The sequence below is a fragment of the Rossellomorea aquimaris genome (genome assembly GCF_020172085.1).
Classification (GTDB): domain Bacteria; phylum Bacillota; class Bacilli; order Bacillales; family Bacillaceae_B; genus Rossellomorea; species Rossellomorea aquimaris_E.
In genome coordinates, this window is sequence record NZ_JAIVAT010000003.1 from 276,789 (window position 1) to 302,385 (window position 25,597).

At 41.6% G+C, this 25,597-nt stretch carries 31 protein-coding genes and 1 pseudogene; 27 read left to right on the forward strand and 5 right to left on the reverse strand.

The window, feature by feature from the left end; translation table 11 throughout:
- Nucleotides 1-15: 15 nt before the first annotated feature.
- The 12 genes and pseudogenes from LCL96_RS02060 (at nucleotide 16) to LCL96_RS02115 (ending at nucleotide 9,312) form a co-directional block, all read left to right on the forward strand.
- Nucleotides 16-684 (forward strand): HAD family hydrolase, encoded by a 669-nt coding sequence (locus LCL96_RS02060; protein WP_224939828.1) that lies wholly within the window; start codon nucleotides 16-18, stop codon nucleotides 682-684.
- Between the two features lie 33 nt (nucleotides 685-717).
- Nucleotides 718-882 (forward strand): annotated as a pseudogene (locus tag LCL96_RS02065) (GNAT family N-acetyltransferase); the annotation flags it as partial.
- A 30-nt stretch (nucleotides 883-912) separates the two neighbouring features.
- A complete protein-coding gene (locus LCL96_RS02070; RefSeq protein ID WP_224939829.1) occupies nucleotides 913-1,575 on the forward strand; it encodes an AraC family transcriptional regulator in 663 nt (220 codons plus the stop codon).
- Between the two features lie 54 nt (nucleotides 1,576-1,629).
- Entirely contained in the window at nucleotides 1,630-1,800 is a 171-nt protein-coding gene (locus LCL96_RS02075) for a hypothetical protein (RefSeq protein ID WP_224939830.1), read from the forward strand.
- Nucleotides 1,801-1,827: 27 nt separating this feature from the next.
- Entirely contained in the window at nucleotides 1,828-2,601 is a 774-nt protein-coding gene (locus LCL96_RS02080; RefSeq protein WP_224939831.1) for a class I SAM-dependent methyltransferase, read from the forward strand.
- A gap of 21 nt (nucleotides 2,602-2,622) precedes the next feature.
- On the forward strand, nucleotides 2,623-2,832 hold the full coding sequence (locus LCL96_RS02085) for a hypothetical protein (RefSeq protein WP_224939832.1): 210 nt from the start codon (nucleotides 2,623-2,625) through the stop codon (nucleotides 2,830-2,832).
- A gap of 16 nt (nucleotides 2,833-2,848) precedes the next feature.
- Nucleotides 2,849-3,391: a DUF402 domain-containing protein gene (locus LCL96_RS02090; protein WP_224939833.1), complete on the forward strand. Its 543-nt coding sequence runs from the start codon at nucleotides 2,849-2,851 to the stop codon at nucleotides 3,389-3,391.
- 283 nt (nucleotides 3,392-3,674) lie between these two features.
- Nucleotides 3,675-4,097 carry an SRPBCC family protein gene (locus LCL96_RS02095; protein WP_224939834.1) on the forward strand — a complete coding sequence of 141 codons (423 nt, stop codon included), beginning with the start codon at nucleotides 3,675-3,677 and terminating at the stop codon, nucleotides 4,095-4,097.
- Nucleotides 4,098-4,225: 128 nt separating this feature from the next.
- Entirely contained in the window at nucleotides 4,226-4,567 is a 342-nt protein-coding gene (locus LCL96_RS02100) for a PadR family transcriptional regulator (RefSeq protein WP_224939835.1), read from the forward strand.
- Nucleotides 4,564-5,397 carry a permease prefix domain 1-containing protein gene (locus LCL96_RS02105; RefSeq protein ID WP_224939836.1) on the forward strand — a complete coding sequence of 278 codons (834 nt, stop codon included), beginning with the start codon at nucleotides 4,564-4,566 and terminating at the stop codon, nucleotides 5,395-5,397. Before LCL96_RS02100 ends, LCL96_RS02105 begins: the two co-directional genes overlap by 4 nt.
- Nucleotides 5,398-5,628: 231 nt before the next feature.
- On the forward strand, nucleotides 5,629-8,220 hold the full coding sequence (ppsA, locus tag LCL96_RS02110; protein ID WP_224939837.1) for a phosphoenolpyruvate synthase: 2,592 nt from the start codon (nucleotides 5,629-5,631) through the stop codon (nucleotides 8,218-8,220).
- A 123-nt stretch (nucleotides 8,221-8,343) separates the two neighbouring features.
- On the forward strand, nucleotides 8,344-9,312 hold the full coding sequence (locus LCL96_RS02115) for a glycerophosphodiester phosphodiesterase family protein (RefSeq protein WP_224939838.1): 969 nt from the start codon (nucleotides 8,344-8,346) through the stop codon (nucleotides 9,310-9,312).
- 75 nt (nucleotides 9,313-9,387) lie between these two features.
- Here the strand turns inward: LCL96_RS02115 and LCL96_RS02120 are convergent, their stop codons facing one another.
- Complete coding sequence (locus LCL96_RS02120) at nucleotides 9,388-11,088, reverse strand: pyruvate oxidase (protein ID WP_224939839.1); 1,701 nt, start codon at nucleotides 11,086-11,088, stop codon at nucleotides 9,388-9,390.
- A gap of 119 nt (nucleotides 11,089-11,207) precedes the next feature.
- On the opposite strand from LCL96_RS02120, the gene gpmA reads away from it, so the two are divergent.
- A complete protein-coding gene (gene gpmA, locus LCL96_RS02125; protein ID WP_224939840.1) occupies nucleotides 11,208-11,975 on the forward strand; it encodes a 2,3-diphosphoglycerate-dependent phosphoglycerate mutase in 768 nt (255 codons plus the stop codon).
- Nucleotides 11,976-12,176: 201 nt separating this feature from the next.
- On the opposite strand, the gene LCL96_RS02130 is transcribed toward gpmA, so the two are convergent.
- Together LCL96_RS02130 and LCL96_RS02135 are read right to left on the reverse strand one after the other, a co-directional pair.
- On the reverse strand, nucleotides 12,177-12,623 hold the full coding sequence (locus LCL96_RS02130; RefSeq protein WP_224939841.1) for an NUDIX hydrolase: 447 nt from the start codon (nucleotides 12,621-12,623) through the stop codon (nucleotides 12,177-12,179).
- Between the two features lie 135 nt (nucleotides 12,624-12,758).
- The gene (locus LCL96_RS02135; RefSeq protein WP_224939842.1) at nucleotides 12,759-13,553 is read right to left on the reverse strand and encodes an alpha/beta fold hydrolase; all 795 of its coding nucleotides are present in this window, start codon (nucleotides 13,551-13,553) and stop codon (nucleotides 12,759-12,761) included.
- Between the two features lie 172 nt (nucleotides 13,554-13,725).
- On the opposite strand from LCL96_RS02135, the gene LCL96_RS02140 reads away from it, so the two are divergent.
- On the forward strand, nucleotides 13,726-14,274 hold the full coding sequence (locus tag LCL96_RS02140) for a sigma-70 family RNA polymerase sigma factor (RefSeq protein ID WP_224939843.1): 549 nt from the start codon (nucleotides 13,726-13,728) through the stop codon (nucleotides 14,272-14,274).
- Nucleotides 14,264-15,271: a hypothetical protein gene (locus LCL96_RS02145; protein WP_224939844.1), complete on the forward strand. Its 1,008-nt coding sequence runs from the start codon at nucleotides 14,264-14,266 to the stop codon at nucleotides 15,269-15,271. Before LCL96_RS02140 ends, LCL96_RS02145 begins: the two co-directional genes overlap by 11 nt.
- 311 nt (nucleotides 15,272-15,582) lie before the next feature.
- Here the strand turns inward: LCL96_RS02145 and LCL96_RS02150 are convergent, their stop codons facing one another.
- Nucleotides 15,583-16,812, reverse strand: coding sequence for a TolB family protein (locus tag LCL96_RS02150; protein WP_224939845.1), 1,230 nt, complete (start codon nucleotides 16,810-16,812; stop codon nucleotides 15,583-15,585).
- Nucleotides 16,813-16,997: 185 nt separating this feature from the next.
- Here LCL96_RS02150 and LCL96_RS02155 point away from each other — a divergent pair, with 185 nt between their 5' ends.
- Nucleotides 16,998-17,468, forward strand: a complete 471-nt coding sequence (locus LCL96_RS02155) for a DinB family protein (protein ID WP_224939846.1) — start codon at nucleotides 16,998-17,000, stop codon at nucleotides 17,466-17,468.
- Nucleotides 17,469-17,542: 74 nt separating this feature from the next.
- Here LCL96_RS02155 and LCL96_RS02160 read toward each other — a convergent pair whose 3' ends face one another.
- Nucleotides 17,543-18,274, reverse strand: coding sequence for a MerR family transcriptional regulator (locus LCL96_RS02160; protein WP_224939847.1), 732 nt, complete (start codon nucleotides 18,272-18,274; stop codon nucleotides 17,543-17,545).
- A gap of 179 nt (nucleotides 18,275-18,453) precedes the next feature.
- On the opposite strand from LCL96_RS02160, the gene LCL96_RS02165 reads away from it, so the two are divergent.
- The 11 genes from LCL96_RS02165 (at nucleotide 18,454) to LCL96_RS02215 (ending at nucleotide 25,498) form a co-directional block, all read left to right on the forward strand.
- Nucleotides 18,454-19,428, forward strand: coding sequence for an ATP-binding cassette domain-containing protein (locus tag LCL96_RS02165; RefSeq protein WP_224939848.1), 975 nt, complete (start codon nucleotides 18,454-18,456; stop codon nucleotides 19,426-19,428).
- A 3-nt stretch (nucleotides 19,429-19,431) separates the two neighbouring features.
- A complete protein-coding gene (locus LCL96_RS02170) occupies nucleotides 19,432-20,244 on the forward strand; it encodes an ABC transporter permease (RefSeq protein WP_224939849.1) in 813 nt (270 codons plus the stop codon).
- Nucleotides 20,245-20,248: 4 nt separating this feature from the next.
- A complete protein-coding gene (locus LCL96_RS02175; RefSeq protein ID WP_224939850.1) occupies nucleotides 20,249-21,037 on the forward strand; it encodes an ABC transporter permease in 789 nt (262 codons plus the stop codon).
- Nucleotides 21,038-21,111: 74 nt separating this feature from the next.
- Entirely contained in the window at nucleotides 21,112-21,693 is a 582-nt protein-coding gene (locus LCL96_RS02180; RefSeq protein ID WP_224939851.1) for a hypothetical protein, read from the forward strand.
- Between the two features lie 24 nt (nucleotides 21,694-21,717).
- A complete protein-coding gene (locus LCL96_RS02185) occupies nucleotides 21,718-22,266 on the forward strand; it encodes a GNAT family N-acetyltransferase (protein ID WP_224941262.1) in 549 nt (182 codons plus the stop codon).
- Nucleotides 22,267-22,283: 17 nt separating this feature from the next.
- Nucleotides 22,284-22,721, forward strand: a complete 438-nt coding sequence (locus LCL96_RS02190) for a GNAT family N-acetyltransferase (RefSeq protein WP_224939852.1) — start codon at nucleotides 22,284-22,286, stop codon at nucleotides 22,719-22,721.
- Nucleotides 22,722-22,768: 47 nt separating this feature from the next.
- Complete coding sequence (locus LCL96_RS02195) at nucleotides 22,769-23,491, forward strand: HAD family hydrolase (protein ID WP_224939853.1); 723 nt, start codon at nucleotides 22,769-22,771, stop codon at nucleotides 23,489-23,491.
- Nucleotides 23,492-23,568: 77 nt separating this feature from the next.
- Complete coding sequence (locus LCL96_RS02200; protein ID WP_224939854.1) at nucleotides 23,569-23,937, forward strand: DUF4440 domain-containing protein; 369 nt, start codon at nucleotides 23,569-23,571, stop codon at nucleotides 23,935-23,937.
- A gap of 159 nt (nucleotides 23,938-24,096) precedes the next feature.
- Nucleotides 24,097-24,438 (forward strand): hypothetical protein, encoded by a 342-nt coding sequence (locus LCL96_RS02205; protein ID WP_224939855.1) that lies wholly within the window; start codon nucleotides 24,097-24,099, stop codon nucleotides 24,436-24,438.
- Nucleotides 24,439-24,458: 20 nt separating this feature from the next.
- On the forward strand, nucleotides 24,459-25,091 hold the full coding sequence (locus LCL96_RS02210) for a histidine phosphatase family protein (protein ID WP_224939856.1): 633 nt from the start codon (nucleotides 24,459-24,461) through the stop codon (nucleotides 25,089-25,091).
- A gap of 32 nt (nucleotides 25,092-25,123) precedes the next feature.
- Nucleotides 25,124-25,498 carry a hypothetical protein gene (locus tag LCL96_RS02215; protein WP_224939857.1) on the forward strand — a complete coding sequence of 125 codons (375 nt, stop codon included), beginning with the start codon at nucleotides 25,124-25,126 and terminating at the stop codon, nucleotides 25,496-25,498.
- Nucleotides 25,499-25,597: the final 99 nt, after the last annotated feature.

Below are 25,597 nucleotides of genomic sequence, written 5' to 3' on the forward strand. Positions count from 1 at the left end.
GAAAGGAACATAAAAATGACAAAAGCACTGATTTTCGATATGGATGGAACACTCTTTCAAACAGATAAAATATTAGAAATATCCCTTGATGATGCGTTTAATCGTTTACGGTCACAAAAGAGATGGGATGCTGACACACCCATTGATACATACCGAAAGATAATGGGGGTTCCTTTGCCTAAGGTGTGGGAGGCGCTATTGCCTGATCATTCTCTAGAAGAAAGAGAACAGACGGATGCTTTTTTCCTAGAGAGGTTAATCCACAATATAAGTAATGGAAAAGGTGAACTATATCCTCATGTTCAAGAAGTGTTCAGCTTTTTAAAAGAGAATGATTACTCCATTTACATAGCCAGTAATGGTTTAACAGAATACTTAAAAGCGATTGTCGGTTATTATGGCTTAGACAAATGGGTAACGGAAACATTTAGTATCCAGCAAATTAACACACTGAATAAATCAGATTTAGTCCAACATATTGTAGATAAATACAAGATTACGAGTGGAACTGTGATAGGGGATCGCTTGTCTGATATAAATGCTGGGAAGGACAATAATTTGGTGTCAGTTGGCTGCCGGTTTGATTTCGCAAGAGAAGAGGAGCTTGCTCAAGCCGATCTGATTATTGATGACTTACTGGAATTGAAAACACTTGTTCCTGAAAAAATTCAAAGTGTTAAATGAAATAGGCAATAGTTGATTTTTCTTAAAGTTGATGTCCGGGTCGTGACTTCACCAGTAAATATGGTATCGATTGCTTATCACACCAAGATGGGATTTGAAATGGAGAAAGGTGACAAAGGAGTCAACTGCGTACCTGTCTTTTCCGATTATGATGGTCTCGATCAAGATAGGGTTTTATTTGTGAAGAATTTAGGTTAATTTTAGATTTTGTGCACTGGAGGTTTCCATATGATTCAAACAAAAACGGTACATATTCTAAATGGAACAGAGATGTATAAGAACTTCGAAAATACACAGCTTCTTGAACCAGAAACGATGACTCCCTTTAACGAAGCCATGTGTTATGGGGAAACCTGTGAAGACATATTTTCCGAGGCGTTTATTGAGATGCGCGCAATGGTTCATCATGTAACACCGGCTCAATATGCTGAGATCACTTTAAAACCGTTGCAGCCCCTTTTTAAAGGAAGCGTTGAACGAATAGCCTTGTGGTTTGATGAAGATATGTTCTGTCAAATGAACCTTCTGACGATACTCGCCTGGTTGGACAAAAGAAATTATAAGGGTGAGATTGATCTCCATCTTGTCGATCATCAGTATCAGCCTGTAGGTGACTACAGCTTAGAGGCAAAAGGATATGCCGCACTTTACAAACAAGTGATGATCAATAAAACGTTGCCTGAGGATGTTGGTCTGACTCCTTTATCTAAAGGGATTGAACGATATTTGAATTATCTGGAGAAGGATAGCGATCTTATGCTGTATATTCAGAGACATCATGACGTCCCGGCAGAGGAGCTCGTGTCTCTTTTGATCGAGAATTTTAAAGAGTATGGATTAGGGGATACGCAGTATATTGAAATGATTAAGGAGTGTCGTCAGAATCGATGACAATCTTTTAAATCAGTCATTCAGCAAAGGAAATGAGTGTGAAGGAGAATATCATTGAATCATTTCGTGTTGCTGTGTATTTTGTTTGTAATAGCCGTTACGGTTGAATTGATTGGATTGACCATTTTTAAACGATATAAAAAAGGAAAAACATTATTATTCTCGAGTGTGGTGTGGGGGAGCCTTATGGTGGTTTTCAGTGTGGTTTGGTTCCTGGGAAATTGATATTTGCTAAAGAGGAGTGAAGAGTGAATGCCTATATACAATCAAATAGGAAAGACTTATAACACAACCAGAAAAGCTGATCCACGCATCACTGAAAAGATACTTCAACAACTTATGCTACAACCACATGCAACCGTTTTAGATATTGGTGCGGGTACTGGAAATTACAGCTGTGAACTTGCACATAAAGGCTATAAGGTTATCGCTCTTGAACCATCTGAAATCATGAGAAATCAAGGCAAGCAACACATAAATATGACTTGGAAAGAAGGGTTTGCAGAGAGGATCCCTTTAGAAGATAAGTCTGTAGACGGGATTATTTGCACGCTTGCTTCTCACCATTTTCAAGATTTATCCCTTTGTTTTCGTGAGATGAAAAGAGTGTTAAAGGAAGATGGTAAAATTGTAATTTTGACTCTAGATCCTAGATTATGCGAAGAGGAATGCTGGCTGTTTGATTATTTTGGTCCAATTCTAAAAAATGCATATAAGATTCATCCTCCAGTGAAGGAGTTAGCTAAATTGCTTAAAGAGCAGGTGGAACGTCCAGTTGATATCGTTCCTTATCCACTGCCTTATGATTTGATGGATCAGTTTTTCTTTACTGGCTGGAGAAAACCTGAACTATACTTAGACAAGGATTTTCAACGCGGCACTTCTCCTCTTGCGAAAGGAGAGGAAGTTAAGAGGTGCCTGGATCAATTGCATACGGATCTGGAGAATGGACAATGGCATGAAAACTACAAATACATCTTGAAATTAAATGAGTATGACTGTGGCCATTTCTTTTTAGTCGTTTAAAAAATTGAACGGGGTGATCTAGTGGGAGTTTATTATTTTGCTATTCTATTTTTAGGTTTTTTTCTTATTTTAAGGGCAGGTTTGCAGGCGTTTAAGCAGGGCTCCATTTTTAAGCCTAGGGTATTTCTTTATGGTGTAATGGGTGCTGCATTGATTGGGTTATCTATTTTTATGTTTACACCTGGGAGCGCTGAAATTGTTGCTGACCTATTGGGATTGGCTGAAAATTAATTGAAGGGGTTCTTACATGCTTAAAAGAAAGTACGGAAACCGTGCCGATTGGAAGAGAGTAAACCAAAGGAAATACGCTCAAACCAATCTTAATACGAAGGAATACCATGGATACATTACTCTGTTGAATACAATGAAAGTGAACGAACCATTAATCGCCCGATACGGAGATAAAGAAATATGCATCGTTGATAATGGGTATATGTGGCTTCAGCAGTTCCCTGTTGGGAAACATCATTCCGTTACTACCATGTTTGATGCAAATGGAGAGGTTGTGCAATGGTACATCGATATTTGCCTGGAAAATGGAGTGGAGGATGATGTTCCATGGATGGATGATCTCTATTTGGATGTTGTAGTGCTGCCATCAGGTGAGGTCTATCTATTGGACGAGAATGAGCTGGAGCAGGCGCATACAAAAGGCATGATTTCTGATAGCTTGTATGATTTGACTATGAATGAAAGCAGAGAGATTATGAAGCAAATTCAAAATGATGAATTTATGCTACTAAAACTGGCTCCCGAGCATATGAGAATGTTGGAGAACAAACTTAAGTAAACAGTGTAAAGGTGTCTGAACCTCAGCATAAAGAGCCAGACACCCTTTTTATATTAAAAATCCTTTCCGAAATACTTCGATTTATTCTTCATTGCCTTAGTTAACTTTCCTCTCAAACCTACTAAACATTCAGGTGATTCCACTGATCTTCTGTTGATCTCAAATTTAATGAATATACCTTCTTTAGAATTTGTAAATCAATGGATTTCGAATGGAAGAGCCTAAGGTATAATGAGTGATAAATAATATTGTGAGTATAAAAATGAAAGCGAGTGGATGACGAATGAATACTATCTCTCAAATGAAAATTCAAAAGCCGGCACATGAAATTTTCGAGGCATTTGTTGATCCTGAAAAGATAGGGGGGTTCTGGTTTTCTTCAAGCTCTGAACGGTGGGAGGAAGGAAAGACGGTTACTTTGAGATATGAGGAGTATGACGCACAAGGTGATATACATATATTAGAAATCCAAGAACAAAAGAAGATCGTTTTCGAATGGGCAGGAAACCATAAAGTGACCATAACCTTTATTCAAGAAGAAAATGGCAGCACGATCGTTGGAGTGAAAGAAAAGGGATTCGACGAGAACAATGAAAATTTGATCAGCCAGTTAGTAGACAATAAAGAAGGCTGGGTGTATATGCTAACATGCTTGAAGGGATACATGGAGTATGGTGTGAATCTTAGAGCATCGCTTGTTAAGTGAGGTGTAGAGTTAGTCTAAATGAGTGCCTTTATAAAAATCATCCTCTTACTGAAGGATGATTTTTATATAAATGAATACCTTGCATTATAAGGTAATGTATATTATAAATATGTAAGGGGGTGCAAAATTTGGAAATTAATAAAGAGGTCTTAAAAGGACATATCGATACATTGATTCTCTCGCTCTTGAATAGCCGTGATATGTATGGATATGAATTAGCAAAAACGGTTCGCGAAAAAAGCGAAGATCAATTCGAGCTAAAAGAAGGTACGCTTTATTTATCCTTGAAAAGGTTGGAAAAAAACCAGTGGATCTCTTCTTACTGGGGTGATGAACGGGGACCTGGGGGAAGAAGAAAATATTACACTCTCACTCCAATCGGCAAAGAAGGTTTTGAAGATAAGCGCAGGGAGTGGCAATTCGTAAAGAAAATGATTGATACCTTTATCGAAGGGGGAGAGATATCTTGAGACAGATTGATGCATATGTAGATTCTGTTTATGAGAATATCGGGGGTAATCGAAAAGAAATTCAGGAATTAAAAGCTGAGATGAAAAGTCACTTAATAGAGGCCGTTCATGAACTTAAAGCGGAAGGTATGCTTGAGCAAGAAGCTGTTGACATGGCTATTGACCGTTTCGGTGGAGAGCAGGAGATGCGGTCGATTGTAGGGCAGCTCTTTAAGGCTCAAAAAACGTTTGCTAAATGGGTCCTTTATCTTGCACTGGCAGTACTTCTTTTTACCATTTCGGCATTCGGATATGTATGGTCGATCCAAGAAGAAAATGCTTTGGAAAATGCTGAAATCGCTACCCAGGTCGCTTATGTTTTAGAAAATAAGACAAGTCTCACGGATGAGATGAAAATGAAAATAAATAGTTTAATTGAAATGACGGATCAAATCGCAAGTGTTGAGATTTATGATGTTAGTAGTGTGAAGAATAATAATATGATTTTTGATTATGTGAGAGACGCAAAGCCCGATTACCGTTTTGAACAGAAAGTGTGGAATCCTGAATGGTTACAAGCAGATTTCTTTCCATACGGAAACGGGGATGGAAAGCAGTGGTATATCCAAATGGAAACAAGACATATAGGAGACTGGTTGTCGATCATTTTGTTCTCGGGAATGGCGATTTATATCACGTTGTTCACGATTTGGGCAACCATTAATGCTTATCATCATAGGCGATTAAACATTGGGTGGATAGTGGTGTTTGCTTTGTTTAATGTTTTGGGATATTTGGTTTATTACGTTGTGGGGAGAAAAAAGCGTTATATGAGTTTTAAGGAAGCATAAATTTTTAGGTAAGTGAACATATGAATTTGATAAGAGTAAATGAATGAAAAAAGCTCAGAGCAAACACCTCTGAGCTTTTTCATATGTATCCATTTTATTCGTTGTTATCTACAAACCAAACTTCTCTTCCTACTTTCATTATACCACGCTGAAAAAATGTATTACAGACTGTTTCTTTCACTACCCTCCTGCTAAAATCAAATAACATTCATGGATAGGGGGAGTGGCAGTATGAGTTCATTGGTTCTCAGCTTTCAGGAAATGGAACAATCCCAGCTTTCGCTTGTAGGTGGAAAAGGGGTGAACCTCGGTGCATTATCGAAGATTGAAGGGGTACTGGTGCCGGACGGATTCAGTGTGACGACAATTGGATTTCAAAGATCGGTTGAACAAAATGAAACGTATCACACTTTGCTTGCTCGGTTATCCAAGCTTACACCGGAAGACAGGAATCAAGTTGGGGAAATCAGTAAGGAGATTGGGGAAATCATTCTTGGTGTAACGATTCCTCCCGAAGTGGTCGAAGCTGTGACTTACTATCTCTTCCAGTTTGGAGAGGAGCATGCATATGCCATTCGTTCCAGTGCCACGGCTGAGGACTTGCCACATGCCTCTTTTGCCGGGCAGCAGGATACGTACCTCAATATCATCGGCAAAGAAGCCATTCTGGAGCATATCCGCAAATGTTGGGCCTCCCTATTTACAGATCGTGCAGTGATTTACCGTATGCAAAATGGGTTTAGTCACAGTCAAGTTCACATTGCCGTTATCGTTCAGAGGATGGTATCCCCACAGGTTTCAGGCATTCTTTTTACGGCTGACCCAATGAATTCTAATCGGAAGGTCGTATCCATCGACGCAGGCTTCGGGCTTGGTGAAGCCTTGGTCTCCGGTTTGGTTTCAGCAGACTCCTATAAAGTACAGGACGGAATGATTATAGATAAAAAGATTCCAACGAAGAAATTGGCTATCTATGGACGAAGTGGTGGAGGGACGGTGACGCAGTCCATTCATCCTGATCAGCAGAAAGACACAGTCCTTACGGATGAACAGATTATAGAATTGTCACGCCTTGGAAGAAAGATCGAAGCACAATTTGGCTCTCCACAAGATATTGAGTGGTGTCTAGAGGATGATACTTTTTATATTGTCCAAAGCCGGCCAATTACGACCTTATTCCCGATTCCGGAAGCGGCGGATGAAGAGAATCGTGTGTATCTTTCTGTCGGGCATCAGCAAATGATGACGGATGCCATGAAGCCGCTGGGGTTGTCCTTTTTCCTGTTAACGACCCCTGCACCGATGAAAGTAGCCGGTGGACGGTTGTTTGTTGATTGCACACCTCGATTGTCATCCCCGGCAATCAGACAATCATTCATTGATCTAATGGGCAAATCTGAACCGCTTATAAAAAATGCTCTCACAAAAATTGTAGAGCGGGAAGGTTTCATCCAAACAGTCGAGGGTGAAGGAATCCCATCACAGGGGAAAGGTGGAGTCGATCCAATTGACCCCGATCCTGCAATCGTTGCTGAATTAATGAAGAAAACTGAGTCCTCGATCGAAGAGTTGAAACAAACCATCCATACGAAAACAGGATCCGAGTTAATCGATTTCATCTTAGAGGATATGAAGGAATTAAAGAGGATTCTATTTGATCCGCAAAGTTCTCAAGTGATCATGGCCGCGATGGATGCTTTATTCTGGATCAATGACCATATGTCCAAGTGGTTGGGAGAAAAAAATGTGGCAGATACCCTGTCTCAATCGGTCCCGAATAACATCACTTCCGAAATGGGCTTGGCATTGATGGACGTCGCCGATGTGATAAGGCCACACAAAGAAGTAATCGATTACTTGCGTCAGGTAAAAGAGGACACTTTCCTGGATGAATTGGTGAATATCGACGGTGGACAGGAAGCCCGGAAAGCCATCGAAGACTTTCTCACGAAATACGGGATGAGATGCAGTGGAGAAATCGATATTTCGAGAATACGTTGGAGCGAAAAGCCAACAACCATTGTCCCCATGATCCTCAGGAACATCGAACAGTTTGAGCCGCAGGAAAGCAAGCGTAAATTTGAGCAAGGGCGGCAGGAAGCGTTCGAAAAAGAACAAGAATTACTGGAGCGATTAAGCTTATCACCAGATGGCGAACAAAAGGTAAAAGAGACGAAACGCAGGATCGATATCATCCGACATTTCAGCGGGTACAGGGAATATCCGAAATACGGCATGATTCACCGCTACTTCGTTTATAAGCAGGCATTATTAAAAGAAGCTGAACAGCTTATCGAACAGAATATTCTTCAAGAAAAAGAAGACATTTTCTATTTTACATTTGAGGAATTGCAGCACTTAGTGAGAACGCTTGAACCGGAAGATGCTCTCATTTGTAAGCGAAAAGAAGAGTACCACTTTTATGAAAAGCTCACTCCACCTCGGGTGATCACGTCTGACGGAGAAATCATCACCGGTGAATATAAGCGGAAGGATTTACCGGCAGATGCCATCGCCGGCCTGGCTGTTTCATCTGGTGTAATAGAGGGGCGGGCACGTGTGATTGTCAACATGGAAGACGCCAATCTGGAAGAGGGAGATATACTCGTTACCAGGTTTACCGACCCAAGCTGGACACCCTTATTTGTATCCATCAAAGGATTAGTCACAGAGGTTGGCGGACTGATGACTCATGGAGCAGTGATTGCACGGGAATATGGACTGCCGGCTGTTGTAGGTGTTGAACGTGCTACAGAGAGGATCCAGGACGGCCAAAGGATCCGGTTGCATGGAACAGATGGGTATGTTGAGATATTGGATTAATTCATGAAGGTATAAAAGGCGTAGTTCCTTAAATGGATTACGCCTTACTTTATGGGAAATGGTAAACTGATTTAGAGTAGTATTTTCATCGTTTTACTAGATGTGGTGATAGGTGGGGAACAAATGAAAAAAGGTTTGAAACGTACGATTCTGTTTTTCCTAGCGTTGTCCATTTTTGTTTTTCTTAACAATAGTTCTTTGTTTACAAAGGAAGGAGTAGGGGATCCGTTGCTTCTGGCTCATCGGGGATTGGCTCAAACGTTTCCAATGGAAGGCGTAACAGGGGATACGTGTACGGCTGAAATCATCCATGAACCTGAACATCCATACTTGGAAAACACGATTCCTTCGATGGAAGCAGCCTTCAAAGAGGGGGCAGATCTAGTCGAGATTGATATTCAACCTACGAAAGATGGGGAATTTGCCATTTTCCACGACTGGACCCTGGATTGCAGAACCGATGGCACTGGGAAAACGAGAGATTATACGATGGATGAGCTTAGAAAGTTAGATGTCGGATATGGCTATACGGCTGACAATGGAAAGACGTATCCTTTTCGAGGGAAAGGGGTAGGAAAGATGCCTACCTTAAACGAAGTCTTAACACACTTCCCGAATAAAGAATTCCTCATCCACATTAAGAGTAATGACCCTGTGGAAGGAACACAATTGGCAGAGTACCTTTCCCGTTACTCAAAGACAAGGATGGACGATTTATCTGTGTACGGCGGGGATGAACCAATCAAAACTCTAAAAGAGAAGATGCCTGGCTTGCGTGCAATGTCCAAAGAAACACTCAAAAGCTGTGTTCTGTCCTACGAAGCAATAAGCTGGACCGGCTACATACCTGACGCTTGTAAAAACACGCAAATTCATATACCGGAAAAGTATGCTCATTACCTCTGGGGATTTCCAACTAAGTTCGTAAATCGAATGGAAGAGGTCAATACGAGGGTGATCCTTGTAGCTGGAGACGGGAATTGGTCCGAAGGGTTTGATGAAGAGTCAGATCTTGAGCGAATTCCAGAAGGGTATACAGGTTGGATTTGGACAAATAGGATTGATCGGATTGCTCCGGTTGTGAAGGAATAATTTTTGAGGGACGGACCTTGTTTCTCAAAAAGTTAAAGGGACGGACCTTGCATTTGAAGGTCCGTCCCTCTTCTTTTACAACGGTGGAAGGTCAAATTTTCCTTCTTCGAATAGTTGTTTTAGCATGTGTTTGGTGTAGCCGGCGGCTTGGGAGAACTGGATTTTGGCCGGCATTGGTGCTTCGTTGGCATCGACGACGACGTCGATGATGCATGGTTTCTTTTGTTGGATGGCTTTTTGCAGTGATGGCAGGATGTCTTCTGGGCGTTCAACTCGATATCCGACTCCACCGCAGGCTTCTGCATATTTGGCGAAGTCAGGGTTCTGAAGGTTTGTACCGAATTCAATATTCCCCATCACTTCCTGTTCGAATTTGATCATGGCGATTTTATGGTTGTTTAGGACCACGACGATGATGGGTAAGTCATATTTGACTGCCGTTACGAAGTCTGCCATCGTCATGGCGAATCCGCCGTCTCCGCAAATCGCGAACACCTGTCGATCGGGATAGGCGATTTGACCGGCAAGAGCTCCCGGCAGACCACAGCCAAGGGTTGCGAGCCAGCTCGAAATGATAAAGGACTGATTGGTGATTGGGAAATGACGTGCCATCCACACCGTTACATTACCAACATCCACAGACAGGATGGCGTCATCTGACGCCACTTCCTTGAGGGCATGGATCAGTCGCTGAGGCTTGAGTGGAACTGAACCATTCTCTTCTTGTGCCTCCAGCGTGTCCCACCATTTGCTCGTCCTTTCCTGATTCTTCTCCAGGAATTCTCGATTTTCATTTCGCGAGATATGCTCAGTCAACCATTTAAGGGAGGTGGCTGCATCTCCTGCTAGACCGACATCAACCGGGTAACGTTTCCCAATTTGGGTAGGATCGATGTCAATCTGAATGGTCTTCGCTTTGTCCGGCAGAAATCCTGTGAACGGGAATGAGGTTCCGATCATCATGAGCATATCTGCTTCCTGCATGGCTTCATACGAAGGCTTTGTCCCGATCAGACCTAGACCTCCTAAACAAAATGGATGCTTATCAGGGATGACGCCTTTTCCAGGCAAGGTCAATACGATGGGGGCCCCGACCTTTTCAGCAAAAGCTAATAATGTCTCCCGATGCCCGTGGACGCCTTTTCCTGCAAGGATAATTGGTCGTTCCGCCCCTTCGATGATTTCCTTTGCTCTGTGTAAATCTTCAGGGAGCGGGGAGATATCCTGTTTTACGGCAAAATGGGCCGTTACGCGAGCTTCTTTGCCCACTTCAAAGCGGGGGATATCATCCGGAATGGTCAGCACGGATACCCCTTTTTTTGCATAGGCAGTCCGGATCGCCTGATTGACAACGGCAGGTAACTGTTCAGCAGACATGATGCGCTGATTATAAACCGCAACATCGTCAAACATCCTATCGAGGTTCACTTCTTGAAAGGAATCGGTCCCGAGAAGGTCCGTTTCCACTTGACCAGTAATCGCTAAAACCGGGGCTCTATCCAGCTTGGCATCATACAATCCATTCAGAAGATGAATTGCCCCCGGGCCGGCAATCGCCGTGCACACGCCCAGTTTCCCTGTTAATTTCGCATACGCCGCCGCAGCCAGAGCCCCTGCTTCCTCATGCCTGACTTGAATGAACTTAATTTTATCCTGTCTTTTTCGTAGTGGCTCGATAATCGAATTGATGGAGTCACCTGGCATGCCGTATATATGGTCGACGCCCCATTCGATTAAGAGATCAATTAATTTTTCACCAGCGTTCTGTTTAAACATCACGTATTCTCCTCTCGAAAATTGGTTATTTCTATTTTGGTACAATACTTCCTAAATTACTCAATATTTCTAACTCAACATGCACATACTGAAAAAATAAATATCCTGGGGTGATAAAGATGAAGAAGCTTGTGTTGATTCGTCATGGCGAGAGCCAATATAATCTTGAGAATCGATTTACCGGCTGGACGGATGTGGATTTGACGGATGATGGTTATAACGAGGCAAGGGAAGCGGGAGCCGTCCTGAAGAAACACGGGTTTGGATTCGATGTTGCCTATACATCGGTTTTAAAACGGGCTGTTCGAACATTATGGATCACGCTGCACGAAATGGACCTGGTCTGGATCCCAGTCCTTAAATCATGGAGACTAAACGAGCGGCATTATGGCGGGCTGCAGGGATTGGATAAAGATGAAGTGACAGAGAAGTTTGGTGAAGAGCAGGTCCATGAATGGAGACGGTCTGCCGATATCCGGCCACCGGAAATTTCAGAAAAAGGGCATCGAGGGAACCTCTCCGATCCGAAATACGCTTCTGTAGGTGAGGCGAATATGCCATTTGCGGAAAGCCTTCTCGATACTGAAAAAAGGGCTCTCGTCTATTGGCATGAAGAGATTGTCCCGACGATCCGGGACAATCAGCGTGTCATCATCTCAGCACATGGGAATACGCTACGGGCACTCGTTAAATACCTTGACGATATTCCGGATGATGGGATCGTGAGCCTCAATATTCCAAACAGCATCCCGCTTGTGTATGAATTGGATGATGACTTGAAGCCTATCAGGCATTATTATTTGGACGATGAGGGAGAGGTGCCGCATGATAGAATTCCGCGGCATATGGATTTGGAGGATAGGGAGAATTGGGATTGGATGGGGTGAATGGATTTAAAGGGAATCAAAGGCCAAACGTACTTGTGTTGAATTGAAACTTCTAGTTGTATGTATTAATTATTCGTAGTATAAAAATAATGTGATTCAAAAAAGATAGGTTCAGTGGCTGATTCCACTGAACCTGTTTTATTTTGATGATTTATTTCATTAAAGCCCCTTTAAATGAATTTTGTTCAAAACTTCAATAACTTATTTTCTATTTATATACTCCTCAATAAACCCTTTATCATTTTCAGTTAATTCATATGGCAAATTATCCGTTGCGAAATACTTCATATCTTTTGACTCACTATAATCAATCTTTATATCTCCAGTAACATCTTTAGTATAATAAACGGCTGTTGCCGAATATAATTCATCGCCATTTGGGACTTTTAAGTAATATTGCGAACCAGAGAGTACATTAAGTAATTTTAAATTTTCAACTACTAATCCTGTTTCTTCAAAGACCTCTCTTTGCGCCACTTCCTCAAAACTCTCTCCTAAATCCATTAAACCACCGGGCAATCCCCAATTCCCATTGTGTCTTTTTTGTAATAATATCTCATTCTGCTCATTTACAATAATAACAACAGATCCAGGTAAAATAATTGGCTTGTGACCCACATACTGTCTTAGATATTTGAAGTATTCCATTAAAATTTCCCCCTTTTATTCCGTCAATGAAACGATTTCTAAACAAAGATTAATTTGCACTCTTTCACTAAACTGCCCGTTAATTGAAGATTCCCTCTACACGCTGCATAATTCTATTCAAGGATATTACGACTATCACAAAATTTCAGATTCAAGCTTGTCCAACCAATTATGCACTAAAGCATTGAAGACTTCCTCCTGCTCGATCTGCACATTATGACCACCCATATCAAGCACTGCAAAGGTAGCCCTTGGGTAGTTCTCGATTAATTGCCACGCATCCTGATATCCGACTACATGGTCTTGCCGACCTGTAACAATCAGTGTCGGGTAGTCAAGTTGATGTGAGAGGTCGAAGGTGAAACCATATCCATTCTCTCTGATCCTGTTCACGAATTCTTCATTCGTTTGAGTGGAAGGAATAAGTATGTCATCCCGGAACCTTTCCCATTCTTTCTTACCCTGAACGACACCCATGGAGGCAAAAGCTTCGGCTTCCAGTGAAGAGAGGTTTGATAGTAAATGAGGGTCTTTTTTTAATACAACCTGCTGCGGCAGTTCTCTTTTGTCAGAATCGGGTATGACCATGGGGGCGAGCAGCATTAAACCACGGGCATAATCTTGTCTCGCCTGAACGGTCCCCCTCGCCATATATCCCCCATATGAATATCCGCAAACGATGAAGGGTTGATCTGGGATCAATTCATCCATCAGTTCAAGAACAGCTTCCAACATATCGTCTGAATTCTGGATGGATTGTTGTGGTTCAGAAAGCCCCATTCCAGGGAGGTCTATGTATATTCTCTTCCAACCAGTACGTTTTTCAAAATTCGGTTCCATCGCGTTCATCATCGCCTGATGATCCAGTGTCCATCCATGGACCATTACGATGGGAAAGCCTTCTCCGATTATTTTATGGTGAATAGTCATGTACCTTCTCCTCCTTAGTAATCTATAAAAAGTATATGTTATTTTTTGGATTAATCAAAGGATACTCTTCTACGCGTGTTGAATGCACATACAGGTAGTTTTTTCTAAAAAAATGAAACCAACTACTAATTGATTCGTCTTAGCATTAAACGGGGAATGAGGTGAGGAACGTGTGAGAAAGGTAAAGAATGAAGACCATTCAGATGGCAGGGATGCCTGGCTAGAGATCATCATGGATGAATATGGGGAACGGCTAACGAAATTGGCTTACAACTATGTGAAAGATTGGAATCTGGCGGAAGACATCGTGCAGGATGTTTTTGTTACTTGCTACAGGCATTATGAAAAAATAGATGAGATTCTTTCATTTAAAGCGTGGATATACCGACTGGTCATTAATCGAGCAAAGGATGTTCTGAAGAGTTCAGCGTTTAAGAGAGTGGTGATGAATTCAAGTCTGTTTTCTCGTTTTACATCAAATGAACCGTTACCTGAAATGAGTGTGTTGAAGCGAAGTGAGGAAGAGATTCTTTCAAGGAACGTTCTAGACTTGCCCGTAAAATATCGGGAAGTTATTATTCTATATTATTATGAAGAATGCAACATTGATGAGATAAGAGAGCTGTTAGGGTTGAACCGGAATACGATCAAAACCAGGCTAAGCAGAGGCAGAAGTAAGCTGAAAAATATGATGGAAAGGTGGGACGGAGATGGAGGATAAGCTTAACGAATTGAAGAGAGCAATGAATTCTACAACTCACGAAGGCCGCCACTTTACGGAGTTACAAAAAAATAAGATTCGGCATACCGTTCATAATCCGGTGGAGACAAAACGCCCAAGTCCATTCATCATATTCAGCATGACGACTGTCGCCATCTGCTTAATAGTCTTCTTTGTTTCAACAGAATTGTTGCTAAAGCAGAATGGTTCGATTACCGGGAGTCCGAACACATGGAGAGTCCATCACGATTATAAGGAGAATAATAAAGCCCTATTTAGTATCATACCTGATCCAGAACTGCATGCCGGTAAGCCATATGGCTACATTTTTAGTTTCAAAGAATCTTTTGACACATTCAAAGGAAAAGACCTATCCATTAAAGCGGTGCATAAGAAAACAGGTCAGCGCATTGAAGTGCTGTCCCCTCAAAGAATAACGAAACCTTCGCCAGGGTATTCAAGTCTGCAGCGTTTCACGGCAAATTTTCAGGTTCCCTACAGCGGAATATGGAGGTATGAAGTCTACCTTGACGATAAGGCTTACGGTAATGTCGTCGTAAGTGTGGCTGAAAAAGAAGAAGGGGGGCTTGTCAAGTTACCAGAAGATATCCCTGACTACGTTCGAGAAAGTGATTTTAACCAGATCAACTGGGATCGAAAGGCGACCACATTTGGACCTAACATGATTGGGAATGAAAACAAGTCAGGTATCATTGGTGCCGACATGCCAAGCCTGTCCGGACAAAAGTGGATGTGGCATCTGTGGGACACGGAAGCCTCAGATCTCACAGTGGTTGGTTATCACAGAGAGTCGGGGACCGTGCATCCAATATTAAATAACGGTGAGAGTTGGACGATTCCTCTCGGCGGGGAGAATAATGGCGCGGATGTTCATGCTCCATCTTCTGTTATGATCCCTGAGCGGGGGGAGTGGGCGTTTGTGCTTTATACGAATGGGGAGTTGTTCGATGTGGTTGTGTTGGAGATTGATGAGTGACTTTATTGAGTGGAGATTGTTTTTAAAAAAATTAAATAGATATCCGGGCTTGTGCCCGGATTTTATTGGTTTTCTATTCTGTTTAAATAAATATTAGTGTGAATCTTGAAGAAATACTGTTGCATGGTCCAATGTGGAACTAATAATCTATTTCGACCTAAGTAGAGTGCTGATATATGAGCCGGTTTGGACTAATTATGCTCCGCTTTCAGGATTTATGATCTGAAATTCAAACTTATGATCCTGATATTTCATTTATGATCCAACATGGACCCAATATGATCTATTTGTCGAAAAATATTGAAGGTCCATTAAATACCTTCGTAAAATATAATCTCCTCTATATCCCGAAGCCATTCCTCCGCTTCAGTTCCATCCGTATTCCCGATCCAAAGATCCCTTTTCCTATCAGTAAGAGATGTTCCCCTCAGCCAAACGAGCTTGTCAATGGAAGGAATGAATTGAGGGGCATAGTCTCCCCATCCTTTGGGAGGACTCGTTACCTTCATTTGTTTGTGGGAATCGATGTTCAAGGTGTAGAGGACAGGTAGCGGGTGCTTACTAAAGTCATTGGTCCACTCCTGTTCTTTGACTCTCGAGACGACCAGAGACTTGTCCGTTATCCAATCGAAATCAAGGTCAGCAAAATCGGGAGGAGTAAAGGTTCCTGAAACCGGCATTTCCTTCACCTTAAGATCCTTGTTTTTGAAACCGAACACGATTCTCCCGCCGCCTGCGATGTAGGCAAGTGTATCCGTTGATGGCGACCACTTCGGTTTACCTACCTGCAAAATCATCTCGTCTAATACCTCGAAGTTCTTTCCGTCCTTATCAATCACACACACCATATTGCTGTCCATGGACCAGGAAGCGGTAGGAGACACAACAAAAGAAATCCACTTGCCGCTCCGTGAATAGGTCAGCTGCTCGGCATCGACAGCGATTAGTTTGTTTTGATCATTGGTCCCTATCTCCCGTGGGAGTGTAAAGAAAGGCTCAACCCCTCCAAAAAGGACGATATCCTCATAGTTATTCCCGACTTTTTTTATGAATAAAGAAGCGCTGGACCATCCATCCGGGTTAAGGGTTCCCGATGAAGAAAGAAGGAACCCACTGCCGTCCGGAAGCCATGTGAAATCACTGACCCCGGTTGCGATGTTGTAGAATCGCTTGAGGTCTGAAATATCCAGGATTCCATTATTTACATAGGCCAGATGGTTTTTATGTGGAGCCCATTTCGGTATATGGCCGTTATATGAGATTTTCTTCTTTTCACGGGTGTTGAGATTGTATGTCCACAGCTCAGACTGCCTTTCAGTTGATGTATCGACTTGATAGGCAAGGAAAGAGCCGTCTTGCGACCATTCAGGTTTTGATTGGGTGTTGCCTGAAGTTGTTATTTGAGTTTCTTGGTTATTTTGTAAGAGCCACACATTTCCGTTTCTAATAAAGGCAGCTTTAACCTGGTTCTTTACAGATGCGGAGGATGCTGTTGGAAATAAGAGAGCAAGGATGATGGTAATGAGGGTGGCTTTTTTCATGTTGGATTCTCCTTTTCGGCGCATGCTCTTACTATTTTCCTGTTGGGCATACTTTATGTGTCATAAAGAGTGCAGCATTTTCGGCGTTTTTTATAACGGTCTATATAAAGGTAAAAGAAGGAGTTCTTCGCTTTATGATGAAGTACAATCAATAGAAACCATCATAATCAGGGAGGAAGATGAAAATGAACCGAACAGTCCTGCTCTTAAGAATGCTCGACACCACATACGACAAGGAAAGTTGGTACGCCCCATTCAAACCTGCAATAGAAGGACTAACGGCAGAACAAGCTTGTTGGAAACCGGACGGAGAAGCGACCAAAACCATTTGGGAAAATGTGAATCACCTGATTTACTATAAAGAAAGACTGACGGCGAAGTTGGAAGACCGTGAATGGACGAATCCTCTTGACGGAAATGATACCTTCTACCTGACTGAACAAGTAAAGAATGATCAGGCATGGCGAACAGTAGTGGAACGTGTTGAAACCGCGCACCGGGGTTTAAGAAATGCGCTCAGTCATACAACGGAGGCAAAGATTGAAGAAGATTCTCTTGAGGAAAAGCTTCTGGACATCATGCTTCATGATGCTTATCATACGGGGCAAATTATGCAGTTGAGGAAGATGCAGGGTTCGTGGCCGTCGCAGCGATAATTGGGATAGAAAATAGGAGCTGGGGATCGCAGGCTGATCTCCAGCTTTTTGTGTCTTCAGAGAAAGCCATACTCCTACGATTCACTAAAATAATGTATCTCCTCTAAATAAGTCACCAATTCATTCAGCGTCCCCAATGACTTTAATCCCTTGTTCATCTGCTCTCTCATATCCATGATCCGGCTTTCAAGGATGGGAAGGATGTCTCGATAGTTTCTTGTCTCAATGCCATTCAGAACCTCTCTGCATTGATTGAATCCCATCCCGGATAATCGAAGAAGTTTGATAATAAACAACCTGTTTAGTAATGCCCCATTAAAATACCGGTAATTATTTTCTCCTCTGTGGGCTTCAAATAGTTCTTGTTGTTCCCAAACTCTTAATGTGGAAATCGGCAGGCTTATTCGCTTGGACACTTCTTTATAAGTGACGGGTCGTTCCAATTGAACATTTGTTGCTAATTGTTGATTGTTTGCATTTAATGTTAATTTCAATTGTTGTATGACTAATGTGCTTTCTTTATAGTTCTTAACCAGTTCTGCCTGAAATTCCACCGCTAACATAATGGCGGCTTCACGTTCTTTATCCACGATGAGCCTCATCATTTTCGCCACCTCTGTCCATGAGTATCCAGCCATCATATGACGAGATGCTTCGAAAAATCGTTTATGTATCTCCGTGTATTGGCGATAATTGTTTTTGCCTCTTGGGGCATGAGGGATGAATCCCCATGTTTCATATTTTCTCAGCAGGTCTGCACTTAAGTTAAATGGCCTGGTGATGTCTATTCCTTTATAAATACGCATATTTACCTTCCTTCAAACATTGATGTAAAACACGGAAGTCTCATTCCGGCTTTGTGGCCATTATCCGATAATATACGCCCGCTTATTTCACCAAACCCTCGAACCTTGCAACAGAGTGCTACGATTAAAGTATAAGGTGAATATTTGAAATTTTCAATCATTAAAAAGGAGAGATACTTATGCTTCAGGTCCAGAATTTAGGGAAGATTTATGAGGTGCCTGTGAGGGAATCCGGACTTAAAGGGGCCATATCCAGCTTTATCAAACGTGAAAAGAAGGAAGTAAGTGCGGTAACGGATCTTTCATTCGAGATTCAAAAAGGGGAAATGGTAGGTTTTATCGGACCGAACGGGGCTGGAAAGAGCACCACCCTGAAGATGCTCAGCGGCATCCTGCATCCATCCATAGGAGAAGTGAAGGTTCTTGGATACCAACCTCATCAGCGCCAACATGATTATCTAAAGAAGATTGCCTTGATCCGGGGGAGTAAGCCTCTCTTTGCACCGGCTGACTTGACGGCACTGGACGCACTTCACATGCAGAGGATAATCTATGATATCGATTATCAGGAATTCACCAGGGACTTAGCTAGAATCGTCGATTGGTTACAGATAGAGCCTTATTATAAAAAGCCGCTTAGAACTCTTTCTTTGGGAGAAAGAATGCGTTGTGGCTTAGCCTCTTCCCTGGTGTACAACCCTGAAGTACTATTTCTGGATGAACCGACGATCGGTCTTGATTCCAATGCCCAAAAACGCATCCGGCATTTCTTGAAAGACTATAATCGGGAAACCAATTCAACAATCCTCTTGACCTCTCATTACATGGAGGATGTGACCCAGCTGTGCAAGAGAGTGATGGTAATCGATAAAGGAATATTACGTTTTGATGGAGATATCAATCATATGGTCGATCAATTGACTCCCTATAAATTGATTGTGTTTACCCTTGAAAGGTTCAGCGTGCTACCTGTCGAATTATCTGAGTTGGTAATAGACGCACAGGATGGGAAGTACACCATGCGCGTTTCGAATCGAAACGTTCCTTCCGTGACCGCCCGCTTACTATCCGACTATTCCATCCTTGACTTGACCGTCGAACACCCTCCTTTTGATCATACGATTCAACAACTATATAAAACTGAGGTGGTGTAAAGAATGAGTAGAATCGCTGTTTTTAACGGCTATCGCCTGCTTAAGGGCTATACGGTATGGAAAACGATGGATGTGTTTAGCTGGAGGTCATTCATCTACCTGCTCGTATTTTCTCATTTGATCACACCGTTGGTTTCGTTATTTGTTTGGCAAACGGTCACGGCAAAAGGGCAGGTCGTTGGAGGGTGGGGATCCAGTCAATTCCTGATTTACTATTTAGCGATTGTCATCGTGCGACAGCTGACGGTCTCATATGAACACCATATGTTGGGCATGCAGATTTACAACGGTGAATTGACCAATCTGCTTTTGAAGCCCCATCATTTGCATTATGTCGTCATTGGGGAAAACCTCGCTGTGAAAATGGTGTCCTATACGATTTCCATCCCTATGATAATCGTTCTTTGGGTTTGGCTAAGCCCTGACAGTACACCGTCTTTCACAACGGTATGTCTTTTTATCCTGACTGTCTTCAACGCATGCATCCTCCGCTTTCTGTGGCTTTATTTGTTGACACTCGCTGCCTTCTGGACAGAAAAAACTCAATCATTGGTCAACGCAGGTGAAGTGGCCATCTTTTTTATCGGAGGGGAAGTAGCTCCACTTTTTCTTATACAGGGAGGTTTCGGTGAATGGTTATACTATCTTCCTTTTTACGGGATGTTGGGCTTCCCGGCTGAAGTCCTGACCGGCACCAGTGGCATCTCTATCATTCCCGGCCTTGCCCTGCAGTATGGCTGGATCGGCATTCTGGTCCTATTCAGTACCTTTGTATATAAAAAAGGCATTAAACGATATTCTGCTCTTGGAGGTTAAAAAAATGAGAAAAAAGTTGGCTTTAGTATTCCTGTTCTTTAGAACGTCGCTCATGACCCAGCTGCCTTACCGAATCAATTTTCTTACACAGGCAGTTTCTACACTCTTCTATTTCGCAAGCGGAGTATTCGGCCTCCGCATTGTGTTTCAATTTACAGATTCACTGGCAGGATGGACATATGTCGAAATCATCACGTTATTAGGAGTCTACCAATTAGTGGCAGGTGTCTTTTCCCTTTTTGTCATGGGGAACATTGAAGCTTTACCAGATAAGGTCGTCGACGGTCACTTGGACGAAACGCTATTACTACCGGAAAATGCCCAGTTCCTATCGAGCTTCGGCAGCTGCAATGTGTGGGCAATCACTGACATCCTACTTGGGTTCACCGTCATAACGGGAGCAGTCTTTTTTCATTTCGATGAGGTCGTGCTTCTTCATTTCATTCAGTTTGTCCTTTTGTTATCCTGCTCCCTCATCATCAGCTACTCCTTCAGAATGTGGATCGGCATCTTGTCATTTTGGCTCGGAAGAACAGGTGGCGGTTTCATTCTGTTTTCAAGTATATGGACGATGGGGAAGTATCCGGTTGATCTGTATCCACCGATGATTAAGTGGCTCCTTTATACCCTTGTTCCTGTTGGTATTGTGGCGGCTGTTCCAACGTATGCTTTGTTTCATGGAATTTCATTGGTGCAGCTGGTGGGATTGTTGTTAGTGACTTTTATGATCTCGCTATTTACGGGACTTTTGTGGAAGAAAGGACTGGGGAGGTATTCGAGTGCGACTTCATGAAGTTAACTATTGTTAGGAATTAGAAATTAATGGATAATTAAGTGTGCAAGAATATTTTAGACAGGAGCGCGAAAATGACAGTCTTAGAACGACAAATAAAAAAAAGAGAAACAGCAGAATGTATTCTACGAAAGTTGAAACTAATAGAGAGATGGTCCAAGCTAGGTGATCCCTATTTAGTGGGAGCTGCAGCATATGGTCTAATGGTCAGCCCTGATATCGATATAGAAACGTTTTCTCCAGAACTAAATCCTGAACAGGTTCTGGAAATGTTAACGGAAGTGGCAAGCGATCCCGATGTATTGGAATTAAAATACCGCAACTATCGCAACACACCATTTGGGGGCTGTTACTTCAAGCTGGTTTATCGATATGAAAATAGTGAGGATTGGACAATTGATATGTGGCTGTTCCATCAGAATTATTGTGGACCGTTATCAAGAGATATGGTTCAACCGATGAATTCGGTGCTGACGGAAAGGGACAGGGGGATTATTCTTACGATTAAAGAGTTTGTGAGAAAGGCGAATAAAGATATTCCCTCTATTTACATCTATCAATCCGTACTTCAATGGAACGTGCAGAATGTTGAGGAATTCTTTCAATGGTTTGAAAAGCAAGAACGGTCCATGTTTAATACTTGGAAACCCGTTTAACCAGTTTATTATGGAGGTGTTACTATCATTATTCATCCGAATGAATTTCACAAGCGTCATCTAACCTATACCATAAGATTAGCAAGATCAGATGATGCTCAGAAACTGTCCGAAGTCCGTTTGCAGGTCGATGGAGAAACGGAATACATGGACAGGGAACGAGGAGAGGCGTACATAGATGAGGAAGGTTTCAAACAAATCATCCAAGAAGACTCGGACAGTGCCCAGAATCTCTTTTTAGTGTGTGAAGTGAGTGATAGGATTGTAGGTTTCTCCAGATGTGAAGGGAAACTATTAAAGCGGTTCTCTCATAAAGTTGAGTTTGGAGTATGTGTTTTAAAAGAATTCTGGGGACACGGCATCGGGAAAAATCTATTAAAAGAAACCATCCGATGGGCAGATGCCAACGACATTAAGAAAATCACCTTGAATGTCCTTGAAACCAATGAAAAGGCCATAGCCCTATACAAAGACAATGGCTTTGAAGTAGAAGGAATGTTGAAGAAAGATAAATTATTATCGGATGGACATTATTACGATACCGTGGTGATGGGACGAATAAATGGAATTTGAAAAAAGGGGTGGTTACTATGAAACTCTCTTTAAAGGAGATCAACGCTGATAATTGGGAGAAGTGTATAGCACTATCGGTTTCAGATCATCAAAAGGGGTTTGTGGCAGATAACGCTTATTCATTGCTGCAGTCCCAATTTTTAGAAGAGCAATATCCATTGGCCATTTATCATGGGGAGGACATGGTTGGGTTCATCATGTACGGGATTGACCCTGAAACCAGCCGGATGGAAATGTGCCGGTTAATGATTGATCAGAAATATCAGGGAAGAGGCTTTGGAAAAAAAGCGACCCAATTACTTTTAGAACAGCTGACACATTCATACGGGAATATTGAATTATTCACAAGTGCTGAACCTGAGAATGGGAGTGCAATAGGGTTATATGAGCGTCTGGGGTTTGAGAAGACGGGTGAAGTGATGTGGGGGGAAGTTGTGTTGAAGAAGGAGCTTTAGTATACAGTGTAATCCCACTCTAATCTAATAAAAGGGTTGATAAATGAATGAATAAATATAGTTTGCTATTATTTGACCTGGATGACACTCTACTAGAAAATTCGTCTTGGTTTGATGATGGACTGGTACACTCTCTTACAGAACATCCCGTGACAAGGGGCATGGATGGACAGCTGTTTTTGAAGAAAATAAAACAACCTCCAAAATCTTTAATAGCTAAACTTATTAGCGGGGAAATAAATACATACGAATTTAAGATAGAGAGGTGGAAAAGCGCGTTTGATTACTTTGACGTGAAGGTGAACAATGAAGCAATCGAACAACTCGAATCTCTCTTTCATAACATAAGTCTGAAATTCATAACTATTAATGAAAATGTACTAAATCTCATGAATGAACTGACTAAGCATTATGAGGTAGGTATTGTTACCAATGGACTTTATGATCCTCATCAAAAGGTAATCAACATGGGATTAGGAGATATATTCAGCCAAGATAAAATCTTTCATGCAGAACCATTAGGTTTTAGAAAACCTGATTCCAGGATCTATCATATTGCTTTAGAAGCATTTAATAAAAAACCTGAAGAGACCTTATTCATAGGTGATTCGTGGACACATGATGTAATTGGGCCCATGGAGGTAGGAATGGATGCCATATGGGTCAATTTTAGAGGAATAGAGAAACCGACGGAGCACACTCTATTTGCGATGGTGTCTTCTATTGGTGAAATTAGAGATGTTTTACTTAGGAACAGAAGTGAAAAATAGTTTTTGTAATATAGGTAGTAGACGATGAAAATTCAAAAAGTAATTAAATAAGTACGAGATTCATTTGAAAGAAGGAAATGAAACTGGTGAATAAAGCATTAAAAGAACACCTGCAACACCTTGAAGAAAATTTATTAAAACCAGAAATTCGGGCATCCAAAACAGAGCTTGCTCAAATTCTTGCAGATGAATTTTTTGAAATAGGCAGTTCAGGGAGAATTCTTTATAAAAATGAAGAGATAAGTGATAAAGGGATAGGTTTGGTTAAGATGAAACTGGATCACTTTGAAATACATCCATTATCTGAAGAAATCGTATTGACGACATATAAGATTATCAATGAGGAAACCCAACAACACTCTCTAAGAAGTTCGATTTGGAAATGGGTAGATGGAAGATGGCAAATGTATTTTCATCAAGGTACAAGGATTAGTGAGGATTTTTAATTTTATTAGTAGTGAAATTCATAAAGTATAAGGAAAGAAGCTTATCCCCAACGAAGGAAAAGCTTCTTTTTTTATAAACAAATCATTGAGTTACTGTAAGTAAACTGGAATAATTGGAATTGTCAGTAATATACCTTACGGACAAAGGGGGAACTTCATATGAAAAAGATAAATATTATCATGGTTAGCATCTTAGTTGTCCTTTCCCTGTTCGGCTGCGGGAAGAATGATGGCATCGGCAGCAAGGAAGCAGAGAACATTGCGATGGAACAATTCAAAAAAGATGTTAAAGAACATAATGAGACATCCGTCGAAAAGATAAAGATGGAGGAAGTTGTACTCCTTTCTAAAGAAACCAATTTCAGCAGTTCGTCTAAGGCTTGGGAGATTACATTCAATTACAAGGACGGACTCTCGAAAGAAGATGAAGTTTCGAATTCGATTGCACAATATAGTGTGGATCCTGAAGGGGAGATTGTTCGTAAGTCGAGTTCGTTTTAAGAATCCGAGGAGTGAATAAATTGCTAACCTTATATATAACAAGACACGGAGAAACGGAATGGAATACCGAAAAAAGAATGCAAGGCTGGAGTGATTCAAACCTCACAAAGAAAGGGAAGGAACATGCAGTACTGTTAGGGAACAGACTAAAAGAAGTTCAATTCGAAGCTATTTATTCAAGCCCAAGTAAAAGATCCGAAATGACTGCGACCTTAATAAAAGGTGACAAAGATATTCCCATGATCTTTGATGAGAGATTAAGAGAGATCAACATGGGGATTTGGGAGGGGAAAACTTTTTCATACATTAAGGATAACCATCCTGATGAGTTTCACTCATTTTGGAATACTCCACATCTTTATGAATCATTGGGTGGAGAGAACTTCAATGAACTATTAAACAGAATTTTAACATGTATGGGGTCAATTCAAGAGAAACATGAATCAGGAAATATCCTAATCGTTACTCACTCTGTTGTCATAAAGGCATTATTAGCTCATTTCAAAAAACGTCCCTTAGAGAAATTATGGGATCCTCCATTTATTCATGATACGAGTCTTACTGTAATTGAGCTATTGGAAAAGGGAAGTAAGATTGTGATGGAAGGAGATTTGTTACATCGAGAAACTGGCCATGAAATTAAGAAAGTGTAAAATGTGGAAAAATCATTTTCAGGGGTGAGTATATGCTTAAGAAAATCTTGTTCGTTGGCAGTGTGCTTCTATTAACCGCCTGCAACACCAAAGATTTCTCCTTCACCGGTGAATCCGATCACTGGCAGGCTGACCTAACCGTCAACCAATCCAGTGATTTTGAAAAGCAGGATTTCGTTCTAAAGTACAAAGGGAAGGACATGGATTCTGTTGGTGACATTGCCTATACAGTCAAAGAGGGAACCGGGGAATTTGGAAGAACAGGTGTGACCCTTGAGGGAAATGGAGTCATCCGGGACAGCAGTGAAGCAGATCCCACGAATGCTAAGATGAGTGAAGATGCTGAGGTTGACGTGACGGTGAAGTGGGATGATCAGGAGGAAACATTTACTTTAGTAAAAGAATAAAAAGGATTTGAATGAAATGTGGGAGAAAAAGTTTCAAATAAAGTTGTGGCTGATGGCCGTTTTGGCCTCTCTTTTTTTGTTTGGTGTGACGAAATTCAT

Bases quoted from the DNA above. Each gene is read 5' to 3' on its own strand.
- LCL96_RS02060 (WP_224939828.1), top strand. From the start codon at position 16: ATGACAAAAGCACTGATTTTCGATATGGATGGAACACTCTTTCAAACA.
- LCL96_RS02070 (WP_224939829.1), top strand. From the start codon at position 913: ATGATTCAAACAAAAACGGTACATATTCTAAATGGAACAGAGATGTAT.
- LCL96_RS02080 (WP_224939831.1), top strand. From the start codon at position 1,828: ATGCCTATATACAATCAAATAGGAAAGACTTATAACACAACCAGAAAA.
- LCL96_RS02090 (WP_224939833.1), top strand. From the start codon at position 2,849: ATGCTTAAAAGAAAGTACGGAAACCGTGCCGATTGGAAGAGAGTAAAC.
- LCL96_RS02095 (WP_224939834.1), top strand. From the start codon at position 3,675: ATGAATACTATCTCTCAAATGAAAATTCAAAAGCCGGCACATGAAATT.
- ppsA (WP_224939837.1), top strand. From the start codon at position 5,629: ATGAGTTCATTGGTTCTCAGCTTTCAGGAAATGGAACAATCCCAGCTT.
- LCL96_RS02115 (WP_224939838.1), top strand. From the start codon at position 8,344: ATGAAAAAAGGTTTGAAACGTACGATTCTGTTTTTCCTAGCGTTGTCC.
- LCL96_RS02120 (WP_224939839.1), bottom strand. From the start codon at position 11,088: ATGTTTAAACAGAACGCTGGTGAAAAATTAATTGATCTCTTAATCGAA.
- gpmA (WP_224939840.1), top strand. From the start codon at position 11,208: ATGAAGAAGCTTGTGTTGATTCGTCATGGCGAGAGCCAATATAATCTT.
- LCL96_RS02130 (WP_224939841.1), bottom strand. From the start codon at position 12,623: ATGGAATACTTCAAATATCTAAGACAGTATGTGGGTCACAAGCCAATT.
- LCL96_RS02135 (WP_224939842.1), bottom strand. From the start codon at position 13,553: ATGACTATTCACCATAAAATAATCGGAGAAGGCTTTCCCATCGTAATG.
- LCL96_RS02145 (WP_224939844.1), top strand. From the start codon at position 14,264: ATGGAGGATAAGCTTAACGAATTGAAGAGAGCAATGAATTCTACAACT.
- LCL96_RS02150 (WP_224939845.1), bottom strand. From the start codon at position 16,812: ATGAAAAAAGCCACCCTCATTACCATCATCCTTGCTCTCTTATTTCCA.
- LCL96_RS02155 (WP_224939846.1), top strand. From the start codon at position 16,998: ATGAACCGAACAGTCCTGCTCTTAAGAATGCTCGACACCACATACGAC.
- LCL96_RS02160 (WP_224939847.1), bottom strand. From the start codon at position 18,274: ATGCGTATTTATAAAGGAATAGACATCACCAGGCCATTTAACTTAAGT.
- LCL96_RS02165 (WP_224939848.1), top strand. From the start codon at position 18,454: ATGCTTCAGGTCCAGAATTTAGGGAAGATTTATGAGGTGCCTGTGAGG.
- LCL96_RS02170 (WP_224939849.1), top strand. From the start codon at position 19,432: ATGAGTAGAATCGCTGTTTTTAACGGCTATCGCCTGCTTAAGGGCTAT.
- LCL96_RS02175 (WP_224939850.1), top strand. From the start codon at position 20,249: ATGAGAAAAAAGTTGGCTTTAGTATTCCTGTTCTTTAGAACGTCGCTC.
- LCL96_RS02180 (WP_224939851.1), top strand. From the start codon at position 21,112: ATGACAGTCTTAGAACGACAAATAAAAAAAAGAGAAACAGCAGAATGT.
- LCL96_RS02190 (WP_224939852.1), top strand. From the start codon at position 22,284: ATGAAACTCTCTTTAAAGGAGATCAACGCTGATAATTGGGAGAAGTGT.
- LCL96_RS02195 (WP_224939853.1), top strand. From the start codon at position 22,769: ATGAATAAATATAGTTTGCTATTATTTGACCTGGATGACACTCTACTA.
- LCL96_RS02200 (WP_224939854.1), top strand. From the start codon at position 23,569: ATGAAACTGGTGAATAAAGCATTAAAAGAACACCTGCAACACCTTGAA.
- LCL96_RS02205 (WP_224939855.1), top strand. From the start codon at position 24,097: ATGAAAAAGATAAATATTATCATGGTTAGCATCTTAGTTGTCCTTTCC.
- LCL96_RS02215 (WP_224939857.1), top strand. From the start codon at position 25,124: ATGCTTAAGAAAATCTTGTTCGTTGGCAGTGTGCTTCTATTAACCGCC.